Source organism: Ideonella dechloratans, from assembly GCF_021049305.1.
GTDB classification, from domain to species: domain Bacteria; phylum Pseudomonadota; class Gammaproteobacteria; order Burkholderiales; family Burkholderiaceae_C; genus Ideonella; species Ideonella dechloratans.
Genome location: NZ_CP088081.1, coordinates 1,943,550 through 1,967,206, shown reverse-complemented (window position 1 = coordinate 1,967,206; position 23,657 = coordinate 1,943,550). Strand labels below are relative to the sequence as shown.

The following is a 23,657-nucleotide window of genomic DNA, read 5'->3' as shown; positions in this document are numbered from 1 at the left end:
CAGGCCCCCTTCTTTGCGCCCCCCCGACCTGCGCCATGTACCAGTACACCTCCTTTGACCGCCAAGTCGTCCGCCAACGGGCTGCCCAGTTCCGCAATCAGCTGGAACGCAATCTGAAGGGCGAACTGGCCGATGACGACTTCCGCCCTTTGCGCCTGCAGAACGGCTGGTACATCCAGCGCCACGCGCCGATGCTGCGGGTGGCCGTGCCCTACGGCGAGCTGTCCTCGGTCCAGCTGCGGCAGCTGGCGGTCATCGCACGCGAACTCGACCGCGGTTTCGGCCACTTCACGACCCGCCAGAACCTGCAGTTCAACTGGATTCCGCTGGAGCGCTCGGCCGACGCCATGGATCTGCTGGCCGAGGTGGACATGCACGGCATCCAGACCTCGGGCAACTGCATCCGCAACATCACCAGCGATGCGCTGGCCGGCATCGCGCCGGACGAGATCGTCGATCCCCGCCCCTACTGCGAGATCCTGCGTCAGTGGAGCACCCTGCACCCCGAGTTCGCCTTCCTGCCGCGCAAGTTCAAGATCGCGGTCAGCGGCGCCGCCGAGGATCGCGCGGCCATCGCCTGGCATGACGTCGGACTGCAACTGCTGAAGAACGAGGCCGGCGAGGTGGGCTTCAAGGTCTACGTCGGTGGTGGCATGGGCCGCACGCCCGTGATCGGCTCGGTGATCAACGCCTTCGTGCCCTGGCAGGAGATCCTGCTGTACCTGGAGGCCATCGTCCGCGTCTACAACCGCTTCGGCCGGCGCGACAACCTGTACAAGGCCCGCATCAAGATCCTGGTGAAGGCCGAAGGCCAGAAGTTCTTCGACGCGGTGAACGCCGAGTTCGACAAGATCCTGAACCAGGATGCCGACGGCCGCGAGCACATCATTCCGGTCAGCGAGCTGGAACGTGTGTCGCGCAGCTTCGTCGACCCGGCCGGCGTGCGCCCGGCCACCAGCGGCTTCGATCCGCACCGCGGCGGCCAGATTCCTCCGGCTTTCCTGCGCTGGCTGGAGCGCAACGTGCACGCCCACCGCGTGCCGGGCTACCGCGCCGTGACGCTGTCGCTCAAGCGGGCCGGTCAGGCCCCGGGCGACGTGACCGCCGAGCAGATGGACATTGCCGCGACCATGGCCGACCGCTACTCGCTGGGCGAGCTGCGCGTGACCCACGAGCAGAACCTGCTGCTGCCCTGGGTGCGCGAGGCTGATCTGCTGGCCGTCTGGCACGCCGCCCGCGAAGCCGGCTTCGCCACGCCCAACATCGGCCTGCTGACCGACATCATCGCCTGCCCGGGTGGCGACTTCTGCGCCCTGGCCAATGCCCGCTCCATCCCGGTGGCGGCCGACATCAGCGAACGCTTCGCCGATCTGGACGCCGTGTACGAGCTGGGGCCCATCGATCTGCACATCAGCGGCTGCATGAACTCCTGCGGCCACCACCACACCGGCCACATCGGCGTGCTCGGCGTCGACAAGGACGGCAAGGAGTGGTACCAGGTGTCGGTGGGCGGCTCGGACGGCACCCAGCTGTCCGGCACGGCTGTGCCCGGCAAGGTCATCGGCCCGGCCTTCGCAGCCGAGGAAGTCGCTGACGTGGTGGAGGCCCTGATCGAGGTGTATCGCGCGCACAAGGCACCTGGCGAGCATTTCGTCGACACGGTGCGCCGCATCGGCGTCGCCCCGTTGCGCGCCGCCACCGATGCCGTGCGCCACGCCACTGCTGCCCAGCCCGCCACGGCTGAAGCCGAGACCGTGTGAGGACCGCCATGCAATTCATCCAAGCGTCCCAAGACCGCTGGCATCGCCCGGAAGGCGATGTGCCGGCCCAGCCCAAGGCCTATGCCCTGCTCACCCTGACCCAGTGGCAGGCCGTGCGCGGCACCTGGCCGTCCGACCTGCCCGTCGGCCTGGCCCTGGCCAACACCGACGAGGTGGAGGATCTGACCGCCGACCTGCCCCGCCTGGCGCTGATCGTCCTGCACTTTCCCAAGTGGACCGACGGTCGCGCCTACAGCCAGGCCCGCGTGCTGCGTGCCCGACTGCGCTTTGCTGGCGAACTGCGCGCCACCGGCGACGTGCTGGTCGACATGCTGCCGCTGCTGTCGCGCACCGGTTTCGACGCCGTGCAGCTGCGTGCCGGCGAGAACGAGGCCAGCGCCCGCCACGCCCTGACCCTGGTGACCGACCACTACCAGGGTGACGTGCACCAACCCCGCCCCCAATTCGCCCGAGTGGCTTGAAGAGTTGACGAGATGACCGATCTGTCCGTGTTGCCCGGCGCCGCCCGCGCCAGTGCCATCGAGCTCTATGCCCGCAAGACCACCGGCCATGAGTTTCGCGTCGAAGCCGCCATCCAATGGCTCAAGCGTGCTGCCGAGCAGCATGCCGGCCATGTCGTCCTGGCCAACAGCCTGGGCGCCGAGGACATGGTGCTGACCGACCTGATCGCCCGGCACCAGATCCCGATCGCCATCGGCACGCTGGACACCGGTGCCCTGCACGCCGAAACCCTGGCCCTGATCCCGAAGATCGAGCAGCGCTACGGATTGAAGGTGGAGGTCTATCGCCCCCGCGAGGAAGCCGTGGTGCAGTTCGTGCGCAAGAACGGCGAGAAGGCCATGTACCAGAGCCTGGAGTTGCGCAAGGGCTGCTGCCAGGTGCGCAAGCTGGAGCCGCTGGGACGCATGCTGGAAGGCCGCAGTGCCTGGGTGACCGGCCTGCGCCACGAGCAGTCCAAGAACCGCTCGGACATGCCGGCCCACGAGATCGAGCCCAACGGCCGCGCCAAGTTCAACCCGCTGGTCGACTGGACCTGGGCCGACGTGTGGCACTACATCGCCAGCCACGACGTGCCCTACAACGACCTGCACGACCAGTTCATGCCCAGCATCGGCTGCGCACCCTGCACCCGGGCGATCGCGGTGGGCGAGGAGTTCCGGGCCGGCCGCTGGTGGTGGGAAGACGAGAAGGCCAAGGAGTGCGGCCTGCACGTCAGCACGGCCCACCCGGTGGACGCCGCCCAAAAGGAAGCCCCGGCGCACGCCTGAGTCCCGCTGGCTTGAGTCTCGATGCCTTCAGGACATGTCGTCTTCATCGGCGCAGGCCCGGGTGCCGCCGACCTGATCACGCTGCGCGGGCTGGCCGCCCTGCAGCGGGCGCAGGTGGTGCTGGCCGATGCCCTGACCGACCCCGCGCTGCGCGAGCATGCGCCGCAGGCCGAGTGGATCGACGTGGGCAAGCGTGGCTTCGCCCATGCCACGGGCCAGGCCCGCATCAATGCCTTGCTGGTGGAACATGCCCTGGCCGGGCGGCAGGTGGCCCGGCTCAAGGGCGGTGACCCCAGCATCTTCGGCCGGCTGGAGGAAGAACTGCAGGCCCTGGCCGGGGTGGGCGTGTCCTGCGAAGTGATCCCCGGCGTGACCGCTGCCGTCGCGGCCGCTGCGCAGAGCCTGCGCCCGCTGACGCGGCGCGGCCAGGGACGGACCGTGGCCCTGACCACCGCCATGACCTTGCAGCACGCCCTGCAGGCGGGCCATCATGCAGACACCGAGGTGTTCTACATGGCGGGCCAGCAACTGGGTGCCCTGGCCCACAGCCTGTCGGCCTGCGGCTGGCCGTCGGACACGGCCGTCAGCGTGGTGTCCCGCGCGGGCTGCGCGGACGCCCGGGTGTCGACCCACAACGTGGGTACGCTGGCCGAGGCGGCGGCGGAGCATGCCGGCCGGCCGGCGGTCGTCACCGTGGGGGTGGGCGCCACGCCTGCCACGGTGGCTGCGGGATCCGGCCTGACGAGCCCGGCATGATTGACTGCCATCAATCCAGCGTGGCCGACAAGATTTAGAATTCATTGGTTGGCCTGAGCGTGCCGATCCACGGCGTGTTCAGTCCCGCGTTCCTTTCGGGGGGCGCTCTTTCACTTCCATCCTTCACAGTTCGCCCCATGACCCACGTCGTCACCGAAGCCTGCGTCCGTTGCAAGTACACCGACTGCGTCGATGTCTGCCCCGTGGATTGCTTCCGCGAAGGCCCCAACTTCCTGGCCATCGACCCGGACGAGTGCATCGACTGCGCCGTCTGCATCCCCGAGTGCCCGGTGAATGCCATCCTGCCCGAGGAGGACGTGCCGGGCGACCAGCAGGCCTACATCGCGCTGAACGCGGAGCTGGCCAAGGCCTGGCCCAGCATCACCAAGCGCAAGGCTCCGCTGCCCGACGCCGAGGAATGGAAGGACCGCAAGAACAAGATCGGCGAGATCATCCGCTGATCGCCGGGCGCCGATGGCTCGGCGCCACCGCACTCAAAAGCCCACCATCGGTGGGCTTTTTTGTTTCCGCCGACCCACGCGGGAGCGTGGCACCCGGATCGGCGCGAGATAATCCACGTCGGCCGTGTGAAGACCCGGCCACTTCGCTAGGGGTGTTGGCCTGCCGCAAGGCAGGTCGACTGAGAGAGTCCCTTTGAACCTGATTGAGGTAATCCTCGCGCAGGGAAGCCGTGTTCAGCGTGCCACCGTTCGTGTGGTGTCGCCTCTCCTGACACTTGCCTCTCTGCCATCGACATGGATGTTCCACGATGGCTGCTTGCCGTACCCGTTCTCCTGCCTCCTTCCCCTCTCGCACGCCGCTGTGCCTGGCCCTGGGCCTGATCGGCACGGTGGCCGGCGCCCAGACCGTGGCTGTGGCGGACGCCACGCCCAGCGTCATCACCGTCACCGGCCAACGGGCCACCTGGCCCAGCACCGGCGTGGCCGGCTTTGGCGAGGTGCCGGCTGCCCGTGCGCCCTTCCAGACGCAGGGTTATGACAGCGCGACGCTGAGCGACGCCGGCATCACCGCCCTGAACGAACTGACCCGGCTGGACCCGGGGCTGGGCGACGCCTACAACTCCACCGGCTACTGGGCCTCGTTCAGCATGCGCGGTTATGCACTGGACAACCGCTTCAACTACCGGCGTGACGGCCTGCCGATCAATGCCGAAACCGCCATTTCGCTGGACAACAAGGAGCGCGTGGAGCTGCTGCGCGGCACCAGCGGCATCCAGGCCGGCACCAGCGCCCCCGGCGGTATGGTGGACTTCGTGGTCAAGCGTCCGCGGGGCGACCAGAAGAGCTTCTTCCTGGGCTACACCCAGAGCGGCAGCCTGAAGGCCGCGGCGGACATCGACCAGACCCTGGGCGCCGACGGTCAGGCGGGCCTGCGCATCAATGCCTCGGTCGAGAAGCTCGACCCGCAGTTGCGCGACGCCCCGGGCCACCGCCAGTTGCTGGCGGCGGCGGGCACCCTGCGGGTGTCGCCTGCCACGCTGCTGGAGGCCGAGATCGAGTACAGCCACCAGTCCCAGCCCAGCCAGCCCGGCTTCAGCCTGCTGGGCGGCACGCTGCCCAAGGCCGGCAGCATCAACCCGCGCATCAACCTCAACAACCAGGCCTGGACCCTGCCGGTGGTCTTCGACGACACCACCGCCAGCCTGCGCTGGACCGAGCAACTCGACCGCGACTGGCGGCTGCAGACCCAGGCCATGGTGCAGCGCCTGACCAACAACGACCGCGCCGCCTTCCCCTTCGGCTGCAGCAGCGAGGACAACTACCAGAGCTATTGCAGCGATGGCAGCCTCGACCTGTACGACTACCGCAGCGAGCACGAGCACCGCACCAGCCGTGCCGTGCAGACCGAGTTGCAGGGCCACGCCCGGTGGTTCGGCCTGGCGCAGGATCTGACCGCCGGCCTGCTGTGGAACGACTACCGCGGCCGCTTCGGCCCGCAGGCCTACAACTGGGCCGGCGTCGGGCAGATCGATGGCAGCGTGCAGGTGCCCGCCGCGCCGGAGGCCGGCTACACCAACACCAACCGCACCGAACGCAGCCTGGAGTGGACGCTGCGCGACGTGGTGACGCTGGCCGAACCCACCCGCCTGTGGCTGGGCCTGCGCCACACCACCCTGCACCGCGACAGCGTCAACACCGATGGCAGCGAACCCACCCGCAGCGCGCAGGCCTTCACCACGCCGTGGCTGGCCCTGAGCCAGCAGTTCACCCCCGCCCTGATGGGCTACGCCAGCTGGGGCCAGGGCGCCGAGAGCTCGGTGGTGCCGAACCTGCCGATCTACAGCAACGCGGGCCAGGGCAGCACCCACAAGAGCCGGCAGACCGAGCTGGGCCTGAAGTACGCGGACGACACCTGGGCCGCCAGCCTCACCGGCTTCGACATCCACCGCCCGGCCACCCGCGACACCGGCAGCTGCGACATCGACAGCAGCTGCACCCAGGTGTCCGACGGCAACGACCACCACCGCGGCCTGGAGGCCAGCCTGTCGGGCCACTGGGCCGGCTGGACGCTGGACACCGGCGCCTTGTGGCTGCGGGCCCGCCGCGAGGGCTCGGGCGATGCCAGCCTCAACGGCCTGGCCCCCACCAATGTGCCACGTCAGACCCTGCGTGCCGCGCTGGACTACGCCCTGCCCGATTGGCCGGGGCTGAGCCTGCAGGCCTCGGTGCTGCACGAAGGTCAGCGCGAGGTGCTGCCCGACAACAGCCTGAGCCTGCCCGCCTGGACCAGCTGGGGCCTGGCGGCCCGTTACCAATGGCAGCAAGGGTCAGGCACGCGCTACACGTTGCGTGCCGGCGTGGACAACCTGTTCGGCGTGCGGGCCTGGAAGGAGAGCCCCTACCAGTACGACCACGTCTATCTCTACCCGCTCGATCCGCGGACTTTCCGGATTTCTTTGCAGGCGAGCTTGTAAAGACGTCAAAACTCTGCCTATAATCTGAGGCTTCACTTCCCCGATAGCTCAGTCGGTAGAGCGCCGGACTGTTAATCCGTAGGTCCCTGGTTCGAGCCCAGGTCGGGGAGCCAAATTCAGGTGTCTAGGTCCTGTATCGAGACATCCTCAAGACGCCAAGGTGCCACCGTATGCCTTGGCTGACATAGAAACCATTCCCCGATAGCTCAGTCGGTAGAGCGCCGGACTGTTAATCCGTAGGTCCCTGGTTCGAGCCCAGGTCGGGGAGCCAAATTCAAGGCCCTGCACGCGCAAGCGTGTGGGGCCTTCTTCATTGCCCCGTCCCGGTCCACCCCTTCTTGCGTGAGCCTTCGCATGAGCACCCTGCCCGCCTGCCCCCAGTGCCAATCGGCCTACACCTATGAAGACGGCGCGATGCTGGTCTGTCCCGAATGCGGCCACGAGTGGTCGGCCGCGGGGGCGGAGCCGGTGGCCACCGACGAGGCCCGTGTCGTCCGCGACGCCGTGGGCAACGTCCTGCAGGACGGCGACACGGTCACCGTCATCAAGGACCTCAAGATCAAGGGCTCCTCCTCGGTGGTCAAGGTCGGCACCAAGGTGAAGAACATCCGCCTGGCCGAGGGCGACCACGACATCGACTGCAAGATCGACGGCATCGGTGCGATGGGGCTCAAGTCCGAGTTCGTCAAGAAGGTCTGAGCAGGCCCCGCGATTTCCGATGGCCATGTCGAACACCCCCCTGGAGGCCCTGCGCGCAGGCCGACTGCACGGCGTCCAGCGCCTGGACCTGACCCAGCTGGGGCTGCGCGAACTGCCACGCGAGGTCTTTGCGCTGGCGGACACGCTGGAGATCCTGGACCTGGGCGGCAATGCGCTGGAGGATCTGCCCGCCGACCTGCCCCGCCTGCACCGGCTGCGCGTCCTGTTCTGCACGGGCAACCGCTTCGAGCGCATGCCCGAAGTGCTGGGCCAGTGCCCGGCGCTGGAGATGGTGGCCTTCAAGAGCAACCGGCTGCGCGAGATCCCCGCGGCCGCGATCCCACCCCGGCTGCGCTGGCTGATCCTGACGGACAACCAGATCGACGCCCTGCCCGACACCCTGGGCGACTGCCCGCGGCTGGAGAAACTGGCCCTGGCGGGCAACCACCTCGCCGCCCTGCCCGCCAGCCTGGCCCGCTGCGAGCAACTGGCCCTGCTGCGCATCGCGGCCAACCGGTTCGAGACCCTGCCTGACTTCTTGCTGAGCCTGCCCCGGCTGGCCTGGCTGGCCTTTGGCGGCAACCCCTTGACCGTCCCGCACGAAACGGCGGTTCTGCAACACAGCCCCCTGCCCCGGCAGCCTTGGCCGCAGTTGGAGGTGCAGGCACTGCTGGGCCAGGGCGCCTCGGGCCAGATCCATCGCGTGCGCGACCACGCGGGACAGCTGCGGGCCCTGAAGATCTTCAAGGGCGAGCTGACCAGCGACGGGCTGCCCAGCAGCGAGCTGGCCGCCTCGCTGCAGGCGGGCCGGCATCCGCGCCTGATCGGGGTGGAGGCCCGCCTGACCGAGCACCCCACCCAGGCCGAGGGCCTGCTGATGCCCTTGGTGGATCCGGCCTGCAGCCCCCTGGCCGGCCCGCCCAGCCTGGACAGCTGCAGCCGCGATGTCTATGCGCCCGCGCTGCGCTTCACGCCGCAGGCGCTGCTGCGGCTGGCCGCGGGGCTGGCCGAGGCACTGCGGCACCTGCACGAGCGTGGCGTGGCCCACGGGGACCTCTACGCCCACAACATCCTGCACGATGGCGCGGGGCAAGCCTGGCTGGGGGATTTCGGGGCCGCGTCGCTGCTGCAGGCCCTGCCGGCGGCCCAGGCCGAGGCAGTGCAAGGGCTGGACATGCTGGCATTCGGTCACCTGCTGGAAGAAGGCCTGGCCCGCTGCGACGGCGCCCCGCCAGCCACCCTGATCGGCCTGCGCGCGGCCTGTCAGCAGCAGGTGCCCGATCGGCGTCCGCTCGCCCGCGACGTGGCGGCCGCGCTGCGTCCCTTCCTGGACTGAGGGCCTGGAGGCGGGCTCATCCGGCCGCGGTATCTTCCTCGCGGAATTCCCCGGCCACCCGCTCGCCACAGGCGGCCCGCCCCAGTTCCCGGGCCCGCAGCAGCCCCCGCTGCACCTTGCCGGAGATGGTGCGCGGCAAGGGTGCGAACTCCACCCGCCGCACCCGCTTGAAAGGGGCCAGTCGCTCCCGCCCGAAGGCCATCAACTCCTGGGCCAGCAGGGCCCCGGCCTCCCAGCCCGGGTTCAGGCTCACATAGGCCTTGGGATAGGCCAGGCGGGTGTCGTCCGGATAGGGCACCACGGCCACCTCGGCCACGGCAGGATGCTGCAGCAGCACGGCCTCCAGCTCGGGCGGGCTGATCCGGTAGTCGGAGGACTTGAACACGTCGTCGGCCCGGCTGAGGTAGTAGAAGCCGCCGTCGGCATCCCGCCGCGCCAGGTCGCCGGTGCGGTAGTGCCCGGCGCGCATGGCCTGGCCATTGCGCTCCGGCTCGTGGGCATAGCCCAGCATCAGCGGCGGCAGCGGCGCGTCCAGGGGCAGGCTGATCTCCCCTTCCTGGGCAGGCTGGTCGTTGCTGTCCAGCAGCTCCACGCGGTAGCCCGGCAATGGCCAGCCCATGCAGCCCGGCTGGATCGGCCGGCCCGGCGGGTTGCCGATCTGGCAGGTGGTCTCGGTCTGCCCGTAGCCATCGCGCAGGCACAGGCCCCAGGCCGTCTGCACCGAGGTCATCAGCTCCGGATGCAGGGGCTCGCCGGCGCTCATCACGTCGGCCAGTGCGGGCGGCCGCGTCCCCAAGCCGGTCCGCAGCAGCATGCGCCAGACCGTGGGCGGCGCACACAGCGAGCTGACCGGCCGGCTGCGCAGCACCTCCAGCACCGCCTCGGCGCTGAAGCGGGGATGGTTGAGCACCAGCACGCCGGCCCCGGCGTTCCAGGGCGCGAAGAAGGTGCTCCAGGCGTGCTTGGCCCAGCCCGGGCTGGAGATGTTCAGGTGCAGGTCACCCGGCCGCAGCCCCAGCCAGTACATGGTGGAGAGGTGGCCCACCGGGTAGCTCTCGTGGCTGTGGGCCACCAGCTTGGGCTGGCTGGTGGTGCCCGAGGTGAAGTACAGCAGCAGCGGGTCGCTGGCCTGGGTCTGCCCCAGTGGAACGAATTCGGCCGGCGCCGTGCTGGCTTCGTCGAATGGCCGCCAACCCGGGGCCGCATGGCCCACGACGATGCGGGTGTAGTCCCCGGCGATGGCATCGAACTTGTCGCGCTGGCCGGCCGTGCAGATGACATGCCGCACCTCGCCCCGGCTGAAGCGGTCGGCCAGATCCTGCGGGGTCAGCTGGGCCGTGGCCGGCACGATGACCGCCCCCAGCTTCATCAGGGCCAGCATCGACTCCCACAGGGCGCGCTCGTTGCCCAGCATCAGCAGCACCCGGTCACCCCGCTGGATGCCCTGCGCGCGCAGCCACATGGCCACCTGGCTGGAGCGACGCGCCAGCTCGGCGAAGCTCACCTGCTCGTCCTGCCCCGCGGCATCCACGATCCACAGGGCCACGGCCGCGTTGTCACGGGCCATCGGGTCGAAGTAGTCCAGCGCCCAGTTGAAGTGTTCCAGCCGCGGCCAGCAGAAGCCCGCACAGGCCGTGGCCAGGTCGGTGCGGTGGTCCAGCAACCAGCGGCGGGCGTCCAGAAAGCCCCGCAGCCCTTGCGCCGGCACGTCAGCGTTCACGAAGGATTCCTTTCGGCGGTGGCAGGCACGGTGGTGGTCTTGTCCTGTGCCTGAAGATGGCGATAGATGCGTCCGCGGGAGATGCCCAGCCGCTTGGCCGCCAGCGAGACGTTGCCCCCGCAGGCGGACAGCGTCTGGTCGATCAGGGCCCGGCTGGCATCGGCCAGCCGCAGCGAGGCCTGTGCGGCCTCGTCGCCGGGCAACTCCGGGTCCGGCGACGCTGGCGCGGCCTCGGGCACGGCTGCCCGCGGGCTGCCACGCAGCCAGACCGTGAGGCCGCTGGGCAGGCACAGGGGGCGAACCGCGCCCCCGGCGGCCGGCTCGCCGGCCGCCTCACCCAGCAGGCCCTGCACCGTGGGCAGCGGCCCGCCCTCCCAGCCGGTCAGGCGCCGCGCGACCCCGTTGAGCCAGAGGATCTGCCCCCGCGCATCCACCCCCAGCAGCGCCGCCAGCGGCGTGCCCAGCAGGTCCGGTGAGGTCTGGAACTCCAGCAAGGCGTCGACATCGGCCTGCTGGCACAGCAACTGGTTCTCGATGGCCGAGGCGTACTGGCTCACCACGGCCACCGGGTCGAAGCCGAAGGCCGGCGCCTGGGTCATCAGCAGCACCGTGCCCACCACCTGCCCGCCGACATCCAGCACCGGCGCCGCCGCGTCGTGGCAGGCCCCCCAGGCTTCGTAGAAGTGTTCACCACGACGCACCTGGCCGGCACTGCCCTGCGCCAGGGCCAGCGCCACCGCATTGGTGCCCAGCGCGCTTTCGGACCACTCGGCCCCGGCCCTCAAGCCCACATCGGCGCTCTGGGGCGACAGCGGCTGGGCGCTGCCGGCGGTGTCCAGCACCACCCCGTGACCATCGGTCAGGCCGATGGCCGCAGGGCTGGCCTGCAAGGCAGTGGCCAGTTCCCGCAAGGGGCCTTCGGCGGCCTGACACAGTGCCCGGGCCTGGCGCCGCGCACTGTCCAGCCGAAGGGCACTCAGCAGCGACATCCCGGGCCAGCGGGCCGGATCCAGGCCCGCGCCCCGGCAGCGGCCCCAGGACGCCAGCACCGGTTCCGGCACCAGCCCGGTCGGACGCTCGCCGGCCCCGAAAAAGCGCTCGCGCGCCAGCGCCAGGCGTTGCTCGGGGGTGGAGAAGAAGGGGCCGGCGGTGAGGCCCTGGGCACAGGAAGGCGGAACGGACATGGACAGGCACGTGCTGCACTGCGGCAAGCACGGCCGCCAGCCTAACGGCTGTCAGCGTTTCGCCAATGCGGGGAAATCCTCCTCCCAGTACTCGCGCTCGCCGCGTTGCCCCTCGGCCACGCGCTGGGCCTCGCCCTTGCGCAGCACCGCGCGCTGGATCTTGCCGGAGATGGTCTTGGGCAAGGTGGCGAATTCGATGCGCCGGATGCGCTTGTACGGCGCCAGATGCTCGCGGCAGAAGCTGAAAATCGACAGCGCCGCCTCCGGCCCCTCCTCCACGCCGTCGCGCAGCACGATGACCGCCTTGGGCACCGACAGGCGCAGCGGGTCCGGGCTGGGAATGACCGCGGCCTCGACCACGTCCGGATGCTCGATCAGCACCGACTCCAGCTCGAAGGGGCTGAGCCGGTAGTCCGAGGACTTGAACACGTCGTCGGCCCGACCCACGTAGGTGATGTAGCCCTGGGCATCGCGCTGGGCCACATCGCCGGTGCGGTAGCGGCCGTTGCGCATCACCTGCTCGGTCTTCTCCGGGTCGCCTGCATAGCCCAGCATCAGGCCCAGGGGCCGCGCGTCGCCCAGTTCCAGGCTCACCTCACCCTCTTCCACCGCCTGGTCGTCGATGTCCAGCAGCACCACCTTGTAGCCCGGCAGCGGCCGGCCCATGCTGCCTTCCTTCACCGGTTGGCCGGGGGTGTTGCCGATCTGGCAGGTGGTCTCCGACTGGCCGAAGCCATCGCGGATGGTCAGGCCCCAGGCCCGGCGCACCTGTTCGATCACCTCCGGGTTGAGCGGCTCGCCCGCGCCCACCAGTTCGCGCAGGCTCACCTTCCAGGCCGCCAGGTCCTGCTGGATCAGCATGCGCCAGACGGTGGGCGGGGCGCACAGCGAGGTCACGCCCTTGGCCTGCAGCACGTCCAGCAGGGCCGGCGCCTGGAAGCGACTGTAGTTGTAGATGAACACGCAGGCCCCGGCATTCCAGGGCGCGAAGAAGCAGCTCCAGGCATGCTTGGCCCAGCCCGGCGAGGAGATGTTCAGGTGGATGTCGCCCGGCTTCAGGCCGATCCAATACATGGTCGACAGATGCCCCACCGGATAGCTCTGGTGGCTGTGCAGCACCAGCTTGGGCTTGGACGTGGTGCCCGAGGTGAAGTACAGCAGCAGCGGGTCGCTGGCCAGGGTCTGGCCTTCGGGCGTGAAATCCGCCGAGGCCTCGTAAGCCTGCTCGAAGCGCTGCCAACCAGCCACGTCGGCGCCCACCACGATGCGGGTGTACTGGCCGGGCATCTCGTCGAACTTGCCGGCATGGGCGTGGCCGACGATCACGTGCTTGACGTCACCGCGGTCGAAACGGTCGCGCAGGTCGTCCCCCACCAGCAGGGTGGTAGCCGGGATCATCACCGCGCCGAGCTTGATCAGGCCCAGCATGGCCTCCCACAGCGGACGTTCGTTGGCCAGCATCAGCAGCACGCGGTCGCCGCGCTGCACACCTTGCGCGCGCAGCCAGTTGGCCGCCTGACTGGAGCGCTGCGACAATTGGGCGAAGCTGAGCTTCTCTTCCCGACCATCCTCCTCGACGATCCACAGGGCCGGCGCATTGTTGCCACGCGCCATCACATCGAAATAGTCCAGGGCCCAGTTGAAGCGGTCCAGCACCGGCCACTGAAAGCCGGCGTAGGCGGTGGCGTAATCCTCGCGGTGGTTCTGCAGAAATTGGCGGGCCTGGAGAAAGGCCTGCGTGGCGGCGTTGTCGCTCATGGCAGCGGGCTCGGCGGCGTAGAAGATGATGCTGTCCAGCTTAGGCAGCACCGCCGCAGGCCGGAAGCCTGGGAGAAGCCCGGATGCGCAGGTGTTCCGGCGCGGAACACCGAGGTCCTGCTTCAGGTCAAGGGGCCGCGTGAATCGGACACGCCGTCCCCAGCTCGCGGGTATTCACCGGGCGGAAAAGCTGGCCCGATTTGTGCAGCTGAGCGATAATAAGAGGTTATCGAAGCAGACATGGCCACCCACAAGGTGGTTTGCCTGCAAAACCGGTTGTTGAACTTTTTCGTTTGAGGAGCGTATTCTGGCCAAGGACGATCCCAAGACCGCCATCGACGCCGGTGGTCTGCGTTACCGCTCGAAAGTGGCGGGCTCTCCCTTCTCCGCGACAGGTGCCTTCGGCGCCGCCACGATGTCGTGTTTCCTGTGTGGCAAGCATCGCCCCCGAGCCCAGCTGAAATCCCGCAAGCTGCTCGGCAAATCCCAAGCCGTGTGTGCGCCTTCCTGCAAAGAGCTCGAAGCCACGCTGGCTGCCAGCAAATCCTGATTTCGCCTCTGCGGCGCACCGCTGTCCCGGCGGTGCGCCGTTTTTTGTTGGTGAATTCCAGCCCCCATGCACGACGCCGAATCGCATCCGCCCAGCGACCAGCCTGATCCGGACGCCGCACTGCCGACGGCAGATCTGCTTCAGCAGCCGCTCTCCCGGCGTGAACGGGCCGCCGTCATCGCGCGCATCGGGGCCTTGATGGAGTACTGGGGCATCACGGTGGCCGATCTGGAAGGCGAGACGCCGGACCTGCCCCCGCCCGCCGCCCTCCCCCGCCCGGTCAAGTACCGCCACCCCGTCACCGGCGACACCTGGGACGGTGACGGCCCTCACCCCGACTGGTTGCGCAGCGCCCTGCTCAAGGAAGGCTATCGCCTGGACGAGCTGCGCCCGGGTCCAGCATCCGAAGCAGACCACTGACCCGCCGGGTCGGCTGCTGCACCGCCTCCTCCAGGGCCCCGGCGCGGGCCGTCACCAGCGTGAAGGCCTCGCGGGCGCGGGTGATGCCGGTGTAGACCAGTTCGCGGCTCAGCAGCGAGCCGGCCTGCTCGGGCAGCACCAGAACGGTGTGCCAGAACTCCGAACCCTGGCTCTTGTGCACCGTCATGGCGAATGCCGTCTCGACATGGGCCAGACGGCCCACGCCCACCGAGCGCAGCGTCTGCCCATCCAGGAACCAGGCGCGCAACGCCTCGCTGCGCGCCCCCGGCAGCACCATGCCGATGTCGCCGTTGAACACGCCCAGGGCGGGGTCGTTGCGGGTGACCATCACCGGCCGGCCCATGTACCACTCGCCTTGCGGACGCAGGCCCAGGCGGGCCAGGGCCTGGGGCACGGCGCGGTTCAGGGCTTCGGTGCCCCAGGCCCCGTCGCGCACGGCGCACAGCAGGCGAAAGCGGTCGAAGGCCGTGAGCACCCGGCGCACCCAGTCTTCATGCGCCCGCTGTGCCGGCTCGCCCTCACCGGGGGCGGGCCGATCCTTCAACAGGGCCACATAGGCGCCATAGCCCCCGGGCGCGCCGTCCCGGCCGGCACAGGCCAATGACAGCAGCGCCTCGGGCTGCCCGCCCTGCAGGGCGCGGATCGCCGGGTCCTCGGCCCGGGGGCGCGTGGTCAGCAAGGTCTGCACGGCCGCACGGTCCCCGGCGTTGACGGCCTGGGCCAGCTGGCCGATGGCGCCGCCGAAGCGCCGGCTCTCCCGCAGCATCACGGTGTGCTGGGCCAGGCGCGGGCCGGCATCGTCGGCGTACTCGGCCGGCAGCTGCACGCCGGCGCTGGCGGCCAGGTGGGCGCGGGTGGCCGCGTCGTAACGGCCGGCCACCGCATCGCGGCACAGGTCGCCCAGCACCGCCCCGGCCTCGACCGACGCCAGCTGGTCCTTGTCGCCCAGCAGCACCAGCCGGGCGCCGGGCGGCAGCGCGGCCAGCACGGCGGCCATCATCTCCAGGTGGACCATGGAGGCCTCGTCCACGATCAGCACGTCCAGCTCCAGCGGATGGCGGGCATCGTGGCGGAAGGCGCGCCTGTCCGGCCTGGCGCCCAGCAGCGCGTGCAGGGTGCGCGCGGCGCCGATGCGCTCGGTCAGGCCCCGCAGGTCGAGCAGCCCGTCCAGGCCGGCTTCCAGCTGCCCCAGGGCGCTGTCGATGGCCTGCTTGAGCCGGGCCGCGGCCTTGCCGGTGGGCGCGGCCAGGGCCACGCGCAGCTGGGTCGGGTCCGGCGCCTGGGCCAGCAGCAGGGCCAGCAACCGGGCGGCGGTGTAGGTTTTGCCGGTGCCCGGCCCGCCGGTGATCACGGTCAGCCGGCCGCGCAGGGCCAGGGCGCAGGCGGCCTTCTGCCAGTCCACGCCCTTGCGGGGCGGGAACAGGCGGTCCAGCCAGGCCCGCGCCTGGGCCAGCGCGCCGGGCTGCAGCGCCTGGGCCGACGCATCACCGCAGCGCTGGCGCACCGCCTCGGCCACCGCCCGTTCGTGGTGCCAATAGCGCCGCAGGTAGAGCATCTCGCCTTCCAGCACCAGCGGTTGGCCGGTGTCGGGCGCGGCCTCGGTGGCCCGCACCGTGGTGCTGCGGGTCAGCTGCTGCTGCAGCGCGACCAGCGAGGCCGCGGTCCCTCGGGCTTGCCAGGCCGTGTCCCAGGCGGCATCCCAGGCCGCCAGGCCCTCGGTGGGCCAGGCCAGCAGGCGGGACGGCTGGGCCATCAGCTCGCGCAGGTCCAGGCCGGTGTGGCCATGCCCTTCCAGATGGGCCAGGGCGGCGGCGCAAAGCAGCAGCGCGGGCGGGGCGTCGGGGTCCAGCTCGGCCAGCAGGGCCGCCAGGGCGCCATCGAGCCGGCGCAGCCAGCCCGCAGCCACCCACTGGCGCAGCGTGGCCAGGGTATCGGCGGGGCCGGTGACCAGGCCAGGCGGCGTGGCCTGCGCCCCTTCATCGTCGTCGAAGAGCGATCGCGTCAGGTCGTTGCTCAGCATGTCGTGGCCTCCACGCCCTGGGGCCCGCCCAGCCAGGCATCCAGGGCGTCCAGCAGGGCCAGGGGCGGCGGCAGGTGCACGGTGCCGCGGGTCGGCCCGTCGATGCCGCGCAGGAAGAGGTAGAGCGCGCCGCCCAGCTGGGCCTCGGGCCGGTAGGCCTGGCCCAGGCGGGCGCGCAGCAGGCGGTGCAGGGCCAGCAGGTAGAGCGCGGCCTGCACGTCGTAGCGGTGGTGCAGCATGGCCGCGTCCAGCGCCTCGGGGCTGTAGGCGCGGCCGTCGGGCCCCAGTTGGTTGCTCTTGTAGTCCAGCACCCAGTAGCGGCCATCGTGCTCGAACACCAGGTCGGCAAAGCCCATCAGCATGCCGTGCAGCTCCCGCGCGGTCAGGGCCGGGCGGGGCTGGCCGGGCAGCAGGTGGGCTTGGCACAGCGCGTCCAGCTCGGCCACCGGCAGCTTCTCTGCCGGCAGCCAGAACTCCATCTCGGGCAGCAGGCGCTGCAGCTCGGCCAGCGGCGCACCCAGGCCCGGCAGCGGCGTGCGCAGCAGGCGCTGCAGCCAGTGCACCACGTCCGGCGCGGCCGCCTCACGGCCGGTGCGGCTGATGCGGCGGGCCAGGGCCTCGGCCACCATCGGATCGTCGGCGCGGGCAAAGCCCTCCTGGGCCAGCCATTCCAGCTGGTCGTGCAGGAAGTTGCCCGCCAGGGCCCCGCGTTCGAAGCGGTGCCAGGCCGGCGCGCCTTCCGCCACGGCGGCGCGCGGCATGGCGCCGGGCGCCGGGTCGGCGTCGGGCTCATCGTCGGCCGGCCGCGGGGCCTGGGTGACGCCCAGGCTGGGCACGCCGCCCAGGTCGCGCACCAGGGCCGAAAAGCTGCCGATGCCCCAGCGGCGGTCGAACTGGCCGGCGTAGACCGGGGCCTCGGCCAGGGGCAGCGGTGTCTCGCGCGGGGCCAGCGGGGTCAGGCCCACCGCCGGGCCAGCCGGCTGCAGGGCGATGTCCGGGCAGCCGGCGGCCCAGCCGGCCAGCGCCTGGGCCAGGGCCTCGGGCGTGGTGGCCTCGGGGCCGGCCAGCAGCCAGCCGGCCGCGCTGCGGTGGGTCTGGCAGGCCGGGCTGTTGCCGATGGTCAGCGCGGTGAAGCCCAGCCACAGGGCATGGCGGGCCCGGGTCAGGGCCACATAGAACAGGCGCAGGTCCTCGCGCAGGCGCTCGCGCTCGGCCCAGGCCAGGTCTTCGTCATCCGGGGCCAACACCAGGCGGGGCTGGCCGGCCGCGTCCTCGCGCAGCACGAAGGGTGTGCTGCGCCGGTCGGCCAGGCGCAGGCTGGTGGCAAAGGGCAGGCAGACCACCGGGTACTCCAGGCCCTTGCTCTTGTGCACGGTGATGACCTGCACCAGGTCGGCATCGCTTTCCAGGCGCACGATCTGTTCGTCGCCGCCACCGCCACGGCCCTGCCGGGCGTCGTCGATGGCCTCGGCCAGCCAGCGGATCAGGGCCTGCTCGCCCTCCAGCCGCGCACTCTGGGCCTGCAGCAGCTCGGCCAGGTGCAGCAGGTTGGTCAGGCGACGCTCGCCCTCGGGCTGGCCCAGCCAGCGGGCGCCCAGGTCCAGGCGGTGCACCGTCTGGCGCACCAGGGGCAGCACGCCCTGCGCCTGCCACAGGGCCTGCAGCTGTCGCATCAGCTCAGCGTAGGGGTCGAAGGCCTCGTCGTCGTCGGCCAGCTGCTGCAAGGTGCCCAGCGGCAGGCCCAGCGTGCGGGTGGCCAGGGCGGCGCGCACCAGCCGGGTGTCCTGCGGTTGGGCCACGGCCTGCAGCCAGCGCAGCAGGTCGGCAGCCTCGTCGCTGGCCAGCACCGATTCGCGGTCAGACAGGTACACCGAGGCCACCTGCCGGCGGCGCAGCGCGGCCCGCACGGCCCGCGCCTCGCGCCCGCTGCGCACCAGCACCGCGATGTCGGCCGGGCGCAGGCGCTGTACGCCCTGACCGGTGCGCTCGAAGCCCGTCTGCGGCCCGTTGAGCCATTGCACGATCTGCTCGGCGCAGCGCTCGGCCATGGGGCGCAGGTGCTGCTCGAAGGCGCGCGGGACCAGGTCGTGCACCAGGGTCAGCGCCGGCACCCCCTCGCCGTCATGCACCAAGCGTTCGGCCCGGCCCCGGGCGCCCACGGGCTCGAAGGGCACCGGGTTGCCGGCCGCGCTGCGGTAGCCGAAAGCGCCCTCCCCCGGCCGGGCCTCGGCCTGGGCGAAGCCGTGGTTGACCGCGGCCACCAGGGCCTGGGTGGAGCGGAAGTTGGTGCCCAGCATGTGGTGCCGGCCCTCGGTGGCCTGACGGGCCCGCAAGTAGCTGCCGATGTCCGCACCCCGGAAGCGGTAGATGGATTGCTTGGGGTCGCCGATCAGCAGCAGCGCGGTGTCGGGCGCGTTGTCCGCCACGCGGTAGAGCCGGTCGAACAGCGCGTACTGCAGGGCCGAGGTGTCCTGGAATTCGTCGATCAGGGCCACCGGGGTCTGGCCCACGATGCGTTGGCGCAGCGCCTCGCCACGCGGGCCGTCCAGGGCCTGCAGCAGGCGCTGCTGCAGGTCGGCAAAGCCGAACTGGGCGGCCTGGCGCTTGAGCTGGGCCAGGCGCGCGGCGATGCGGGCCGCGGCATGCAGGCGCAGGGTGTCGCGCACCGACGGCAGGCCGGCCAGGGCCGCGGGCAAAGCCTCCAGTTCGGCCAGCGCGGGGGGCCAGTCCGGCGGGGGCAGGCCGGGCTTGCGGGCGTCCACCAGGCCGGCCACGGTCAGGCGGGTCCAGCCGGTTTTCAGGTCAGGCTGGTCGGGGGCGTCCGGCCCGCCGCGGCCCCAGGCCGCCAGGCTGTCCAACCATTTGCCGAAGTTGGCCGGCTTGAGCTTGGCGCCGTTCCAGGCGCCCTTGTCGGCCACCTGGTCCAGCAGCCAGGCGCGCAGGTCCTCGGCCCGCTCGGCCCAGCCGGCACGCAGCCGGGCCAGGGCGTCGGCGCGGGCCTGGCGGGCCTGCTGCACCACCTCGGCCAGCCGCCCCTGCCCGGCCGTGGCCGGCCGCGGCAGGTCCAGCAGGGCCGCGGCATCGGCCTGCAGGGCCGTCACATCGGGCCACAGGGCCAGCACCTCGTCCAGCAGTTCGCCGCGCAGTGGGTAGACCTGCTGGCGCCAGTGGTCGTGGGCGGCCTGGGTCAGCAGCTGGGCCTCGTCGGGCACCAGTTCTTCCTCGAACAGCTGGCCGCTGTCGAAGGCGTGCTCGCGCAGCATGCGCTGGCACCAGGCGTCGATGGTGTGGATGGCGGCGTCGTCCATGCCCTCGGCCGCCAGGGCCAGGCGCCAGGCGGCCTGCTGCCGTTCGGTCTCGCCGGGGCAGGACGCCAGCAGCGCGGCAAGGAACTCGTCGCCTTCAGGCAGGGCCTGCGGCCCGGCGCGGAAGACCTGGGCGGCCTCCAGCAGGCGGGCGCGGATGCGGTCCGACAGCTCGCGCGTGGCCACGCGGGTGAAGGTCATGACCAGGATCTGGTCGGGCCGCAGCGGCCCGCGCGGGCAGGCCTGTTCGCCGCCATGGCCCAGCACCAGGCGCAGGTAGAGCGCGGCGATGGTCCAGGTCTTGCCGGTGCCGGCGCTGGCCTCGATCAGCTGGCTGCCGTGCAACGGAAAATTCAAAGGGTCCAGGCGTTGGCTGGTGGGTTCGCTCATCTCAGCCTTCCTCCTCAGCCGGGGTCTCCAGCGCGCTGCCGTGCAGTTCGATCTGCACCCGCTGCGCCACCCAGGCCGCCAGCGGGGCGTAAAGCCGCGTGGCCCAGACCTCGAACTGGCCATCGGCCGTCAGGGCCTCGAAATCCTCGAACAGCCGGGCCAGGCAGGGGTCGACCACCTCGCCGGCGTGGGTGAAGCTGCCCTCGTAGGCCTGCTCGGGTCGTTCCTGCCGCACCCAGGCCAGCGCGGTGCGCAAGGCCACCGGCAGGGGCGCGTCCATGCCGGCCTGCCAGCCTTCAAGCAGCGTGGGCAGCACCGCCCTCGCCTCCTCGCCGTCGGGCGGCTGGCAGCGCAGCGTGGCGTCCCGCCCCACCAGCACCACGCCCACCGGCGTGTCCATGGCGGCGGCGGCCTGGGTCCAGAGCCAGGCCGCCAGCAGCGGCTCGACCCGCGGGGTCTCCTTGCCCGGCGTGCCCTGGACCAGCCGGCTGGGCGTGATGAGCAGGGCCACCGGCAGACCGCCGGGTGCCTGGCGCAACCCCTGCAGCCAGTCCTGCAGCAGCACCTTGCCGGCACGGGCTTCTACCGGGCGATGGGGCGCCGACTCGGGCCACTGGGCCTGTTCGCGCGCCCAGGCAGCCAGTTGCTGGCCCAGCATCTCGGCCAGGGTCTGGGCCACTTTCTGCCCCGGCCCGCCCAGGGGCAGCGCCCCTTCGCGCTGGATCTGCTGGACCAAGGTCGCGGCGTTCACGGGAGCCTGGGCTTCGCCGGCCGCGCCCACGGCCTGCTCCAGCAGACGGCCCAGCAGGCCATGGGCCTCCAGCCCGTCCAGCGCAAAGCGCTCCTCGTCCTCGGTGAGTGCATCGGCCTCGTCGAACACCACGCCCAGCCGGTGGCGGAAGAAGGCCTTGACCGGGCTGCGCAGGAAGCGCGCCAGCAGCTCCAGCGTCAGCACCGTCGGCGCGGCCTCGGCCTCCGGCACCGCGGGGGTGGGTGCTGGCGCCTCCGCCACGGTGGCCGCATGGGCCTGCCGCCATTCCCGGGCATAGGTCAGGAAGGCGCTGCCGGGCTCGAAGTAGCGGCGGCTGAAGGGCTGCAGCGGATGCTCCCGCGTGCGCTCGGTCACCACGGCCGGGCTCCAGCCGGCAGCCAGGTAGTCACGCAGCTGGGCCACCAGCACCGAGGGCGGCTGCGCGCTGTTGTCGCGCACGCTGCGGCCCGTCCAGCTCACGTAGAGCTGGCGCCGGGCGGACAGCAGCGCTTCCAGCATCAGCTGGCGGTCATCGTCGCGCCGGGCACGGTCGCCCGGGCGGGCCTGGCCGGGCTGGGCCATCAGGTCGAAGTCGCTGCGCGGCGCGCGGCGCGGGTAGTCGCCTTCGTTCATGCCCAGCAGGCAGACCAGTTCGAAGGGGATGGCCCGCATCGGCATCAGGGTGCAGAAGGTCACGCCGCCGGCCCGGAAGCGCCGGTTCAGCGCGGGCTCGTCCAGTGCGCCCAGCCAGGCTTCCCGCGCCACCGCCAGGGGCACCGGGCTGTCGAAGCCGGCCAGGTCGCAGTCGCGCAGCCAGCGCGACAGGGCCTCGTCCAGCGCCTGCAGCACCTGGCGCTCGTCCTCGCTGCGGCCGAGGAAGAGATCCGCCAGCAGCGCCCGCCCGCGCTCGGCCCATTCGACCGGCGTGGCCGGCGTGTCCAGCCGGGGCCACCAGTGGTTCAGGCGGTCCAGCAGTTCGGCCAGGCCCCCGGCCAACTCGGCCTCCAGGCCCGCCACCTCGGCATGGGGCTCGATGCCGGCAAAGGGTTCGTCCACCCCGGCCGCACGTGGGGCGTTGCCCGAGGCATAGCCCATCAGCATGCGCCGCAGCGCCCACCAGGCGCTGTTGACCGGGCCGCATTCGGCCAGGCCCAGGCGCTCGCGCTGGGCGGCCGACAGGCCCCAGCGCAGGCCGGCGTCTTCCATCCACTGGGTCAGCCGCGGCAGGGCCTCCGCATCCAGGCCGAAACGGGCGGCCAGGGCCGGCACCTCGATCAGGTCGCGCAGCTCGCTGGCGGTACAGCGCTGCTGCGGCAGGCGCAGCAGCCATTCGACGGCGGTGACGATGGGGCTGCTGCGCTTGGCGCTGAGGTCCGCGATGTCGTAGGGGATGTGGCGGGCATCGTGGCGCCCGTACTGGCCAAACACGGCGTGGATGGCCGGGGCGAAGGCTTCGATGTCCGGCACCATCACCACGATGTCACGCGGGGCCAGGGCGCGCTCGCCCGCGGGCGCGGGGGCGGGCCGGGCCAGCTCGCGCAGCAGGTGGTCGTGCAGCACCTCCACCTCGCGCATGGCGCTGTGGGCCACTTGGAAGACGATGGAGCGGTCGTCGGCCACGATCTCCGGCCGGGGATGCTCGGCCAGTGGCGTGAGGTCACGGATGTGGGCCTGCACCTGGCGCAGCAGCGGCAGCCCGACCGCACCGTCGTCGGCGCCCTCCTCGTCGAAGAGGTCCAGCCGTGGCAGGGCAAAGCGCTGACGCGCCTGCTGGGCGTCGTCGAAGGCATCGAGCTGGCGCACGAAGTCACGCCCCTGGCGGCCCCAGGCGGCCAGCAACGGATGGGCGTGCAGGTGCAGGGCCTCCAGCGGGGTCTCGGCCAGATCGCGCCCGGCCTTGAGCGGCTGGCGGCGGCGCTGCTGACGCAGCAATTCGCGACCATCGATGATGTCCGCCCAGTGGAAACGGCAGGGGTTGGGCACCGCCAGCACCACCTGGCTGTGGCGCGACAGGGCCGCCAGCAGTTCCAGCGTGGGCAGGGGCACATGGGTCATACCAAAGAGCACCACGCGGCGCGGCAAGGGGCCGGCGAAGTGATCGGCCTCGTGCAACCGGGCCAGCACCTGGCGATGCAACTGCGGCCGCAGGGCGCCCAGGGCGCCCGGCCCCACCGAGGCCAGCAGCGCGCGCCACAGCAGCGGCTGCCAGGCCTGATCGGCCGGCAACTGCACGGTTTGACCATGGCCGTCGCGCAGCACGTCCCTGCCCTCCGCCCAGTCGCCCAGCCAATCGGCCCGGTAGACCTGGTACTGGTCCAGCAGGTCGGCCAGACGCTGGGCCAGTTGCAGCAAGCGCTCGGGGTCGTCGTCGTGCAGAAAGCCGGCCACCGGCGCAAAGCCCGGCTGCAGGGCCAGATCCGGCAGAAGGCGCACCAGGCGCCAGGTCAGCGCGGCCTTGTCCAGCGGGGAATCGCGAGGCACGCCCTCGCGCCCCAGCACCTGGCGGTAAAGCCACCACTGGAAGCGTGCGGGCAGTTCCACCCGCGAGGCGGCGCACACGCCCATCGCGCCAGCCAGCGTCATCTTCAGCCACTCGGCCATGCCGTTGCTCTGCACCAGCACGATCTCGTCTTCCAGCGGCGAGAGCGGCTGCCGAGCCAGCCAGCCGGCCACCGTCTCGGCCAGCAGTTCGGCGCGGTTGCCGTGCAGAACCAACAAGCCGGTGGGAAGGGATGCGCTCATGCTGCGAGTATCGGTCGGAAG

At 71.3% G+C, this 23,657-nt stretch carries 16 protein-coding genes, 2 tRNA genes and 1 riboswitch; of the genes, 12 read left to right on the top strand and 6 right to left on the bottom strand.

Annotated elements, in window-relative coordinates:
- Window positions 1-35: 35 nt before the first annotated feature.
- The 10 genes from LRM40_RS09150 to LRM40_RS21460 all read left to right on the top strand — a co-directional run bounded on the left by LRM40_RS09150 (window position 36) and on the right by LRM40_RS21460 (window position 8,775).
- Complete coding sequence (locus LRM40_RS09150) at window positions 36-1,760, top strand: nitrite/sulfite reductase (protein ID WP_151125198.1); 1,725 nt, start codon at window positions 36-38, stop codon at window positions 1,758-1,760.
- 8 nt (window positions 1,761-1,768) lie between these two features.
- On the top strand, window positions 1,769-2,242 hold the full coding sequence (locus LRM40_RS09145) for a DUF934 domain-containing protein (protein WP_151125199.1): 474 nt from the start codon (window positions 1,769-1,771) through the stop codon (window positions 2,240-2,242).
- Between the two features lie 12 nt (window positions 2,243-2,254).
- The gene (locus tag LRM40_RS09140) at window positions 2,255-3,049 is read left to right on the top strand and encodes a phosphoadenylyl-sulfate reductase (RefSeq protein ID WP_151125200.1); all 795 of its coding nucleotides are present in this window, start codon (window positions 2,255-2,257) and stop codon (window positions 3,047-3,049) included.
- A gap of 21 nt (window positions 3,050-3,070) precedes the next feature.
- Entirely contained in the window at window positions 3,071-3,805 is a 735-nt protein-coding gene (gene cobA, locus LRM40_RS09135) for a uroporphyrinogen-III C-methyltransferase (protein WP_151125201.1), read from the top strand.
- Between the two features lie 137 nt (window positions 3,806-3,942).
- On the top strand, window positions 3,943-4,266 hold the full coding sequence (fdxA, locus tag LRM40_RS09130) for a ferredoxin FdxA (RefSeq protein ID WP_151125202.1): 324 nt from the start codon (window positions 3,943-3,945) through the stop codon (window positions 4,264-4,266).
- A gap of 138 nt (window positions 4,267-4,404) precedes the next feature.
- Window positions 4,405-4,509, top strand: a riboswitch (TPP riboswitch).
- A 65-nt stretch (window positions 4,510-4,574) separates the two neighbouring features.
- Entirely contained in the window at window positions 4,575-6,740 is a 2,166-nt protein-coding gene (locus tag LRM40_RS09125; RefSeq protein WP_151125203.1) for a TonB-dependent siderophore receptor, read from the top strand.
- A gap of 37 nt (window positions 6,741-6,777) precedes the next feature.
- A tRNA-Asn gene (locus LRM40_RS09120) sits at window positions 6,778-6,853 on the top strand.
- Between the two features lie 82 nt (window positions 6,854-6,935).
- Window positions 6,936-7,011 (top strand) — tRNA-Asn (locus LRM40_RS09115).
- Window positions 7,012-7,094: 83 nt separating this feature from the next.
- On the top strand, window positions 7,095-7,439 hold the full coding sequence (locus tag LRM40_RS09110; RefSeq protein WP_151125204.1) for a zinc ribbon domain-containing protein YjdM: 345 nt from the start codon (window positions 7,095-7,097) through the stop codon (window positions 7,437-7,439).
- 25 nt (window positions 7,440-7,464) lie between these two features.
- Entirely contained in the window at window positions 7,465-8,775 is a 1,311-nt protein-coding gene (locus LRM40_RS21460; protein WP_151125205.1) for a protein kinase domain-containing protein, read from the top strand.
- 16 nt (window positions 8,776-8,791) lie between these two features.
- Here LRM40_RS21460 and LRM40_RS09100 read toward each other — a convergent pair whose 3' ends face one another.
- From LRM40_RS09100 to LRM40_RS09090, 3 genes are read right to left on the bottom strand one after another with little or no spacing between them, the layout of a single operon-like run.
- Window positions 8,792-10,495: an AMP-binding protein gene (locus LRM40_RS09100; RefSeq protein WP_231067479.1), complete on the bottom strand. Its 1,704-nt coding sequence runs from the start codon at window positions 10,493-10,495 to the stop codon at window positions 8,792-8,794.
- Complete coding sequence (locus LRM40_RS09095; protein ID WP_151125206.1) at window positions 10,492-11,679, bottom strand: helix-turn-helix domain-containing protein; 1,188 nt, start codon at window positions 11,677-11,679, stop codon at window positions 10,492-10,494. The genes LRM40_RS09100 and LRM40_RS09095 overlap by 4 nt, the downstream gene beginning before the upstream one ends.
- Window positions 11,680-11,730: 51 nt before the next feature.
- Window positions 11,731-13,437 (bottom strand): AMP-binding protein, encoded by a 1,707-nt coding sequence (locus LRM40_RS09090; RefSeq protein ID WP_151125210.1) that lies wholly within the window; start codon window positions 13,435-13,437, stop codon window positions 11,731-11,733.
- Window positions 13,438-13,744: 307 nt separating this feature from the next.
- Between LRM40_RS09090 and LRM40_RS09085 the strand changes: the two genes are divergently transcribed.
- A complete protein-coding gene (locus LRM40_RS09085; RefSeq protein WP_151125211.1) occupies window positions 13,745-13,987 on the top strand; it encodes a hypothetical protein in 243 nt (80 codons plus the stop codon).
- A gap of 66 nt (window positions 13,988-14,053) precedes the next feature.
- On the top strand, window positions 14,054-14,407 hold the full coding sequence (locus LRM40_RS09080) for an H-NS histone family protein (protein WP_151125207.1): 354 nt from the start codon (window positions 14,054-14,056) through the stop codon (window positions 14,405-14,407).
- Here the strand turns inward: LRM40_RS09080 and recD are convergent.
- From recD to recC, 3 genes are read right to left on the bottom strand one after another with little or no spacing between them, the layout of a single operon-like run.
- On the bottom strand, window positions 14,346-16,448 hold the full coding sequence (gene recD, locus LRM40_RS09075) for an exodeoxyribonuclease V subunit alpha (protein WP_151125208.1): 2,103 nt from the start codon (window positions 16,446-16,448) through the stop codon (window positions 14,346-14,348). The genes LRM40_RS09080 and recD overlap by 62 nt on opposite strands.
- Entirely contained in the window at window positions 16,442-20,143 is a 3,702-nt protein-coding gene (gene recB, locus LRM40_RS09070) for an exodeoxyribonuclease V subunit beta (RefSeq protein WP_231067478.1), read from the bottom strand. Before recB ends, recD begins: the two co-directional genes overlap by 7 nt.
- A gap of 1 nt (window position 20,144) precedes the next feature.
- Window positions 20,145-23,636 (bottom strand): exodeoxyribonuclease V subunit gamma, encoded by a 3,492-nt coding sequence (gene recC, locus LRM40_RS09065; protein ID WP_151125310.1) that lies wholly within the window; start codon window positions 23,634-23,636, stop codon window positions 20,145-20,147.
- Window positions 23,637-23,657 lie beyond the last annotated feature (21 nt).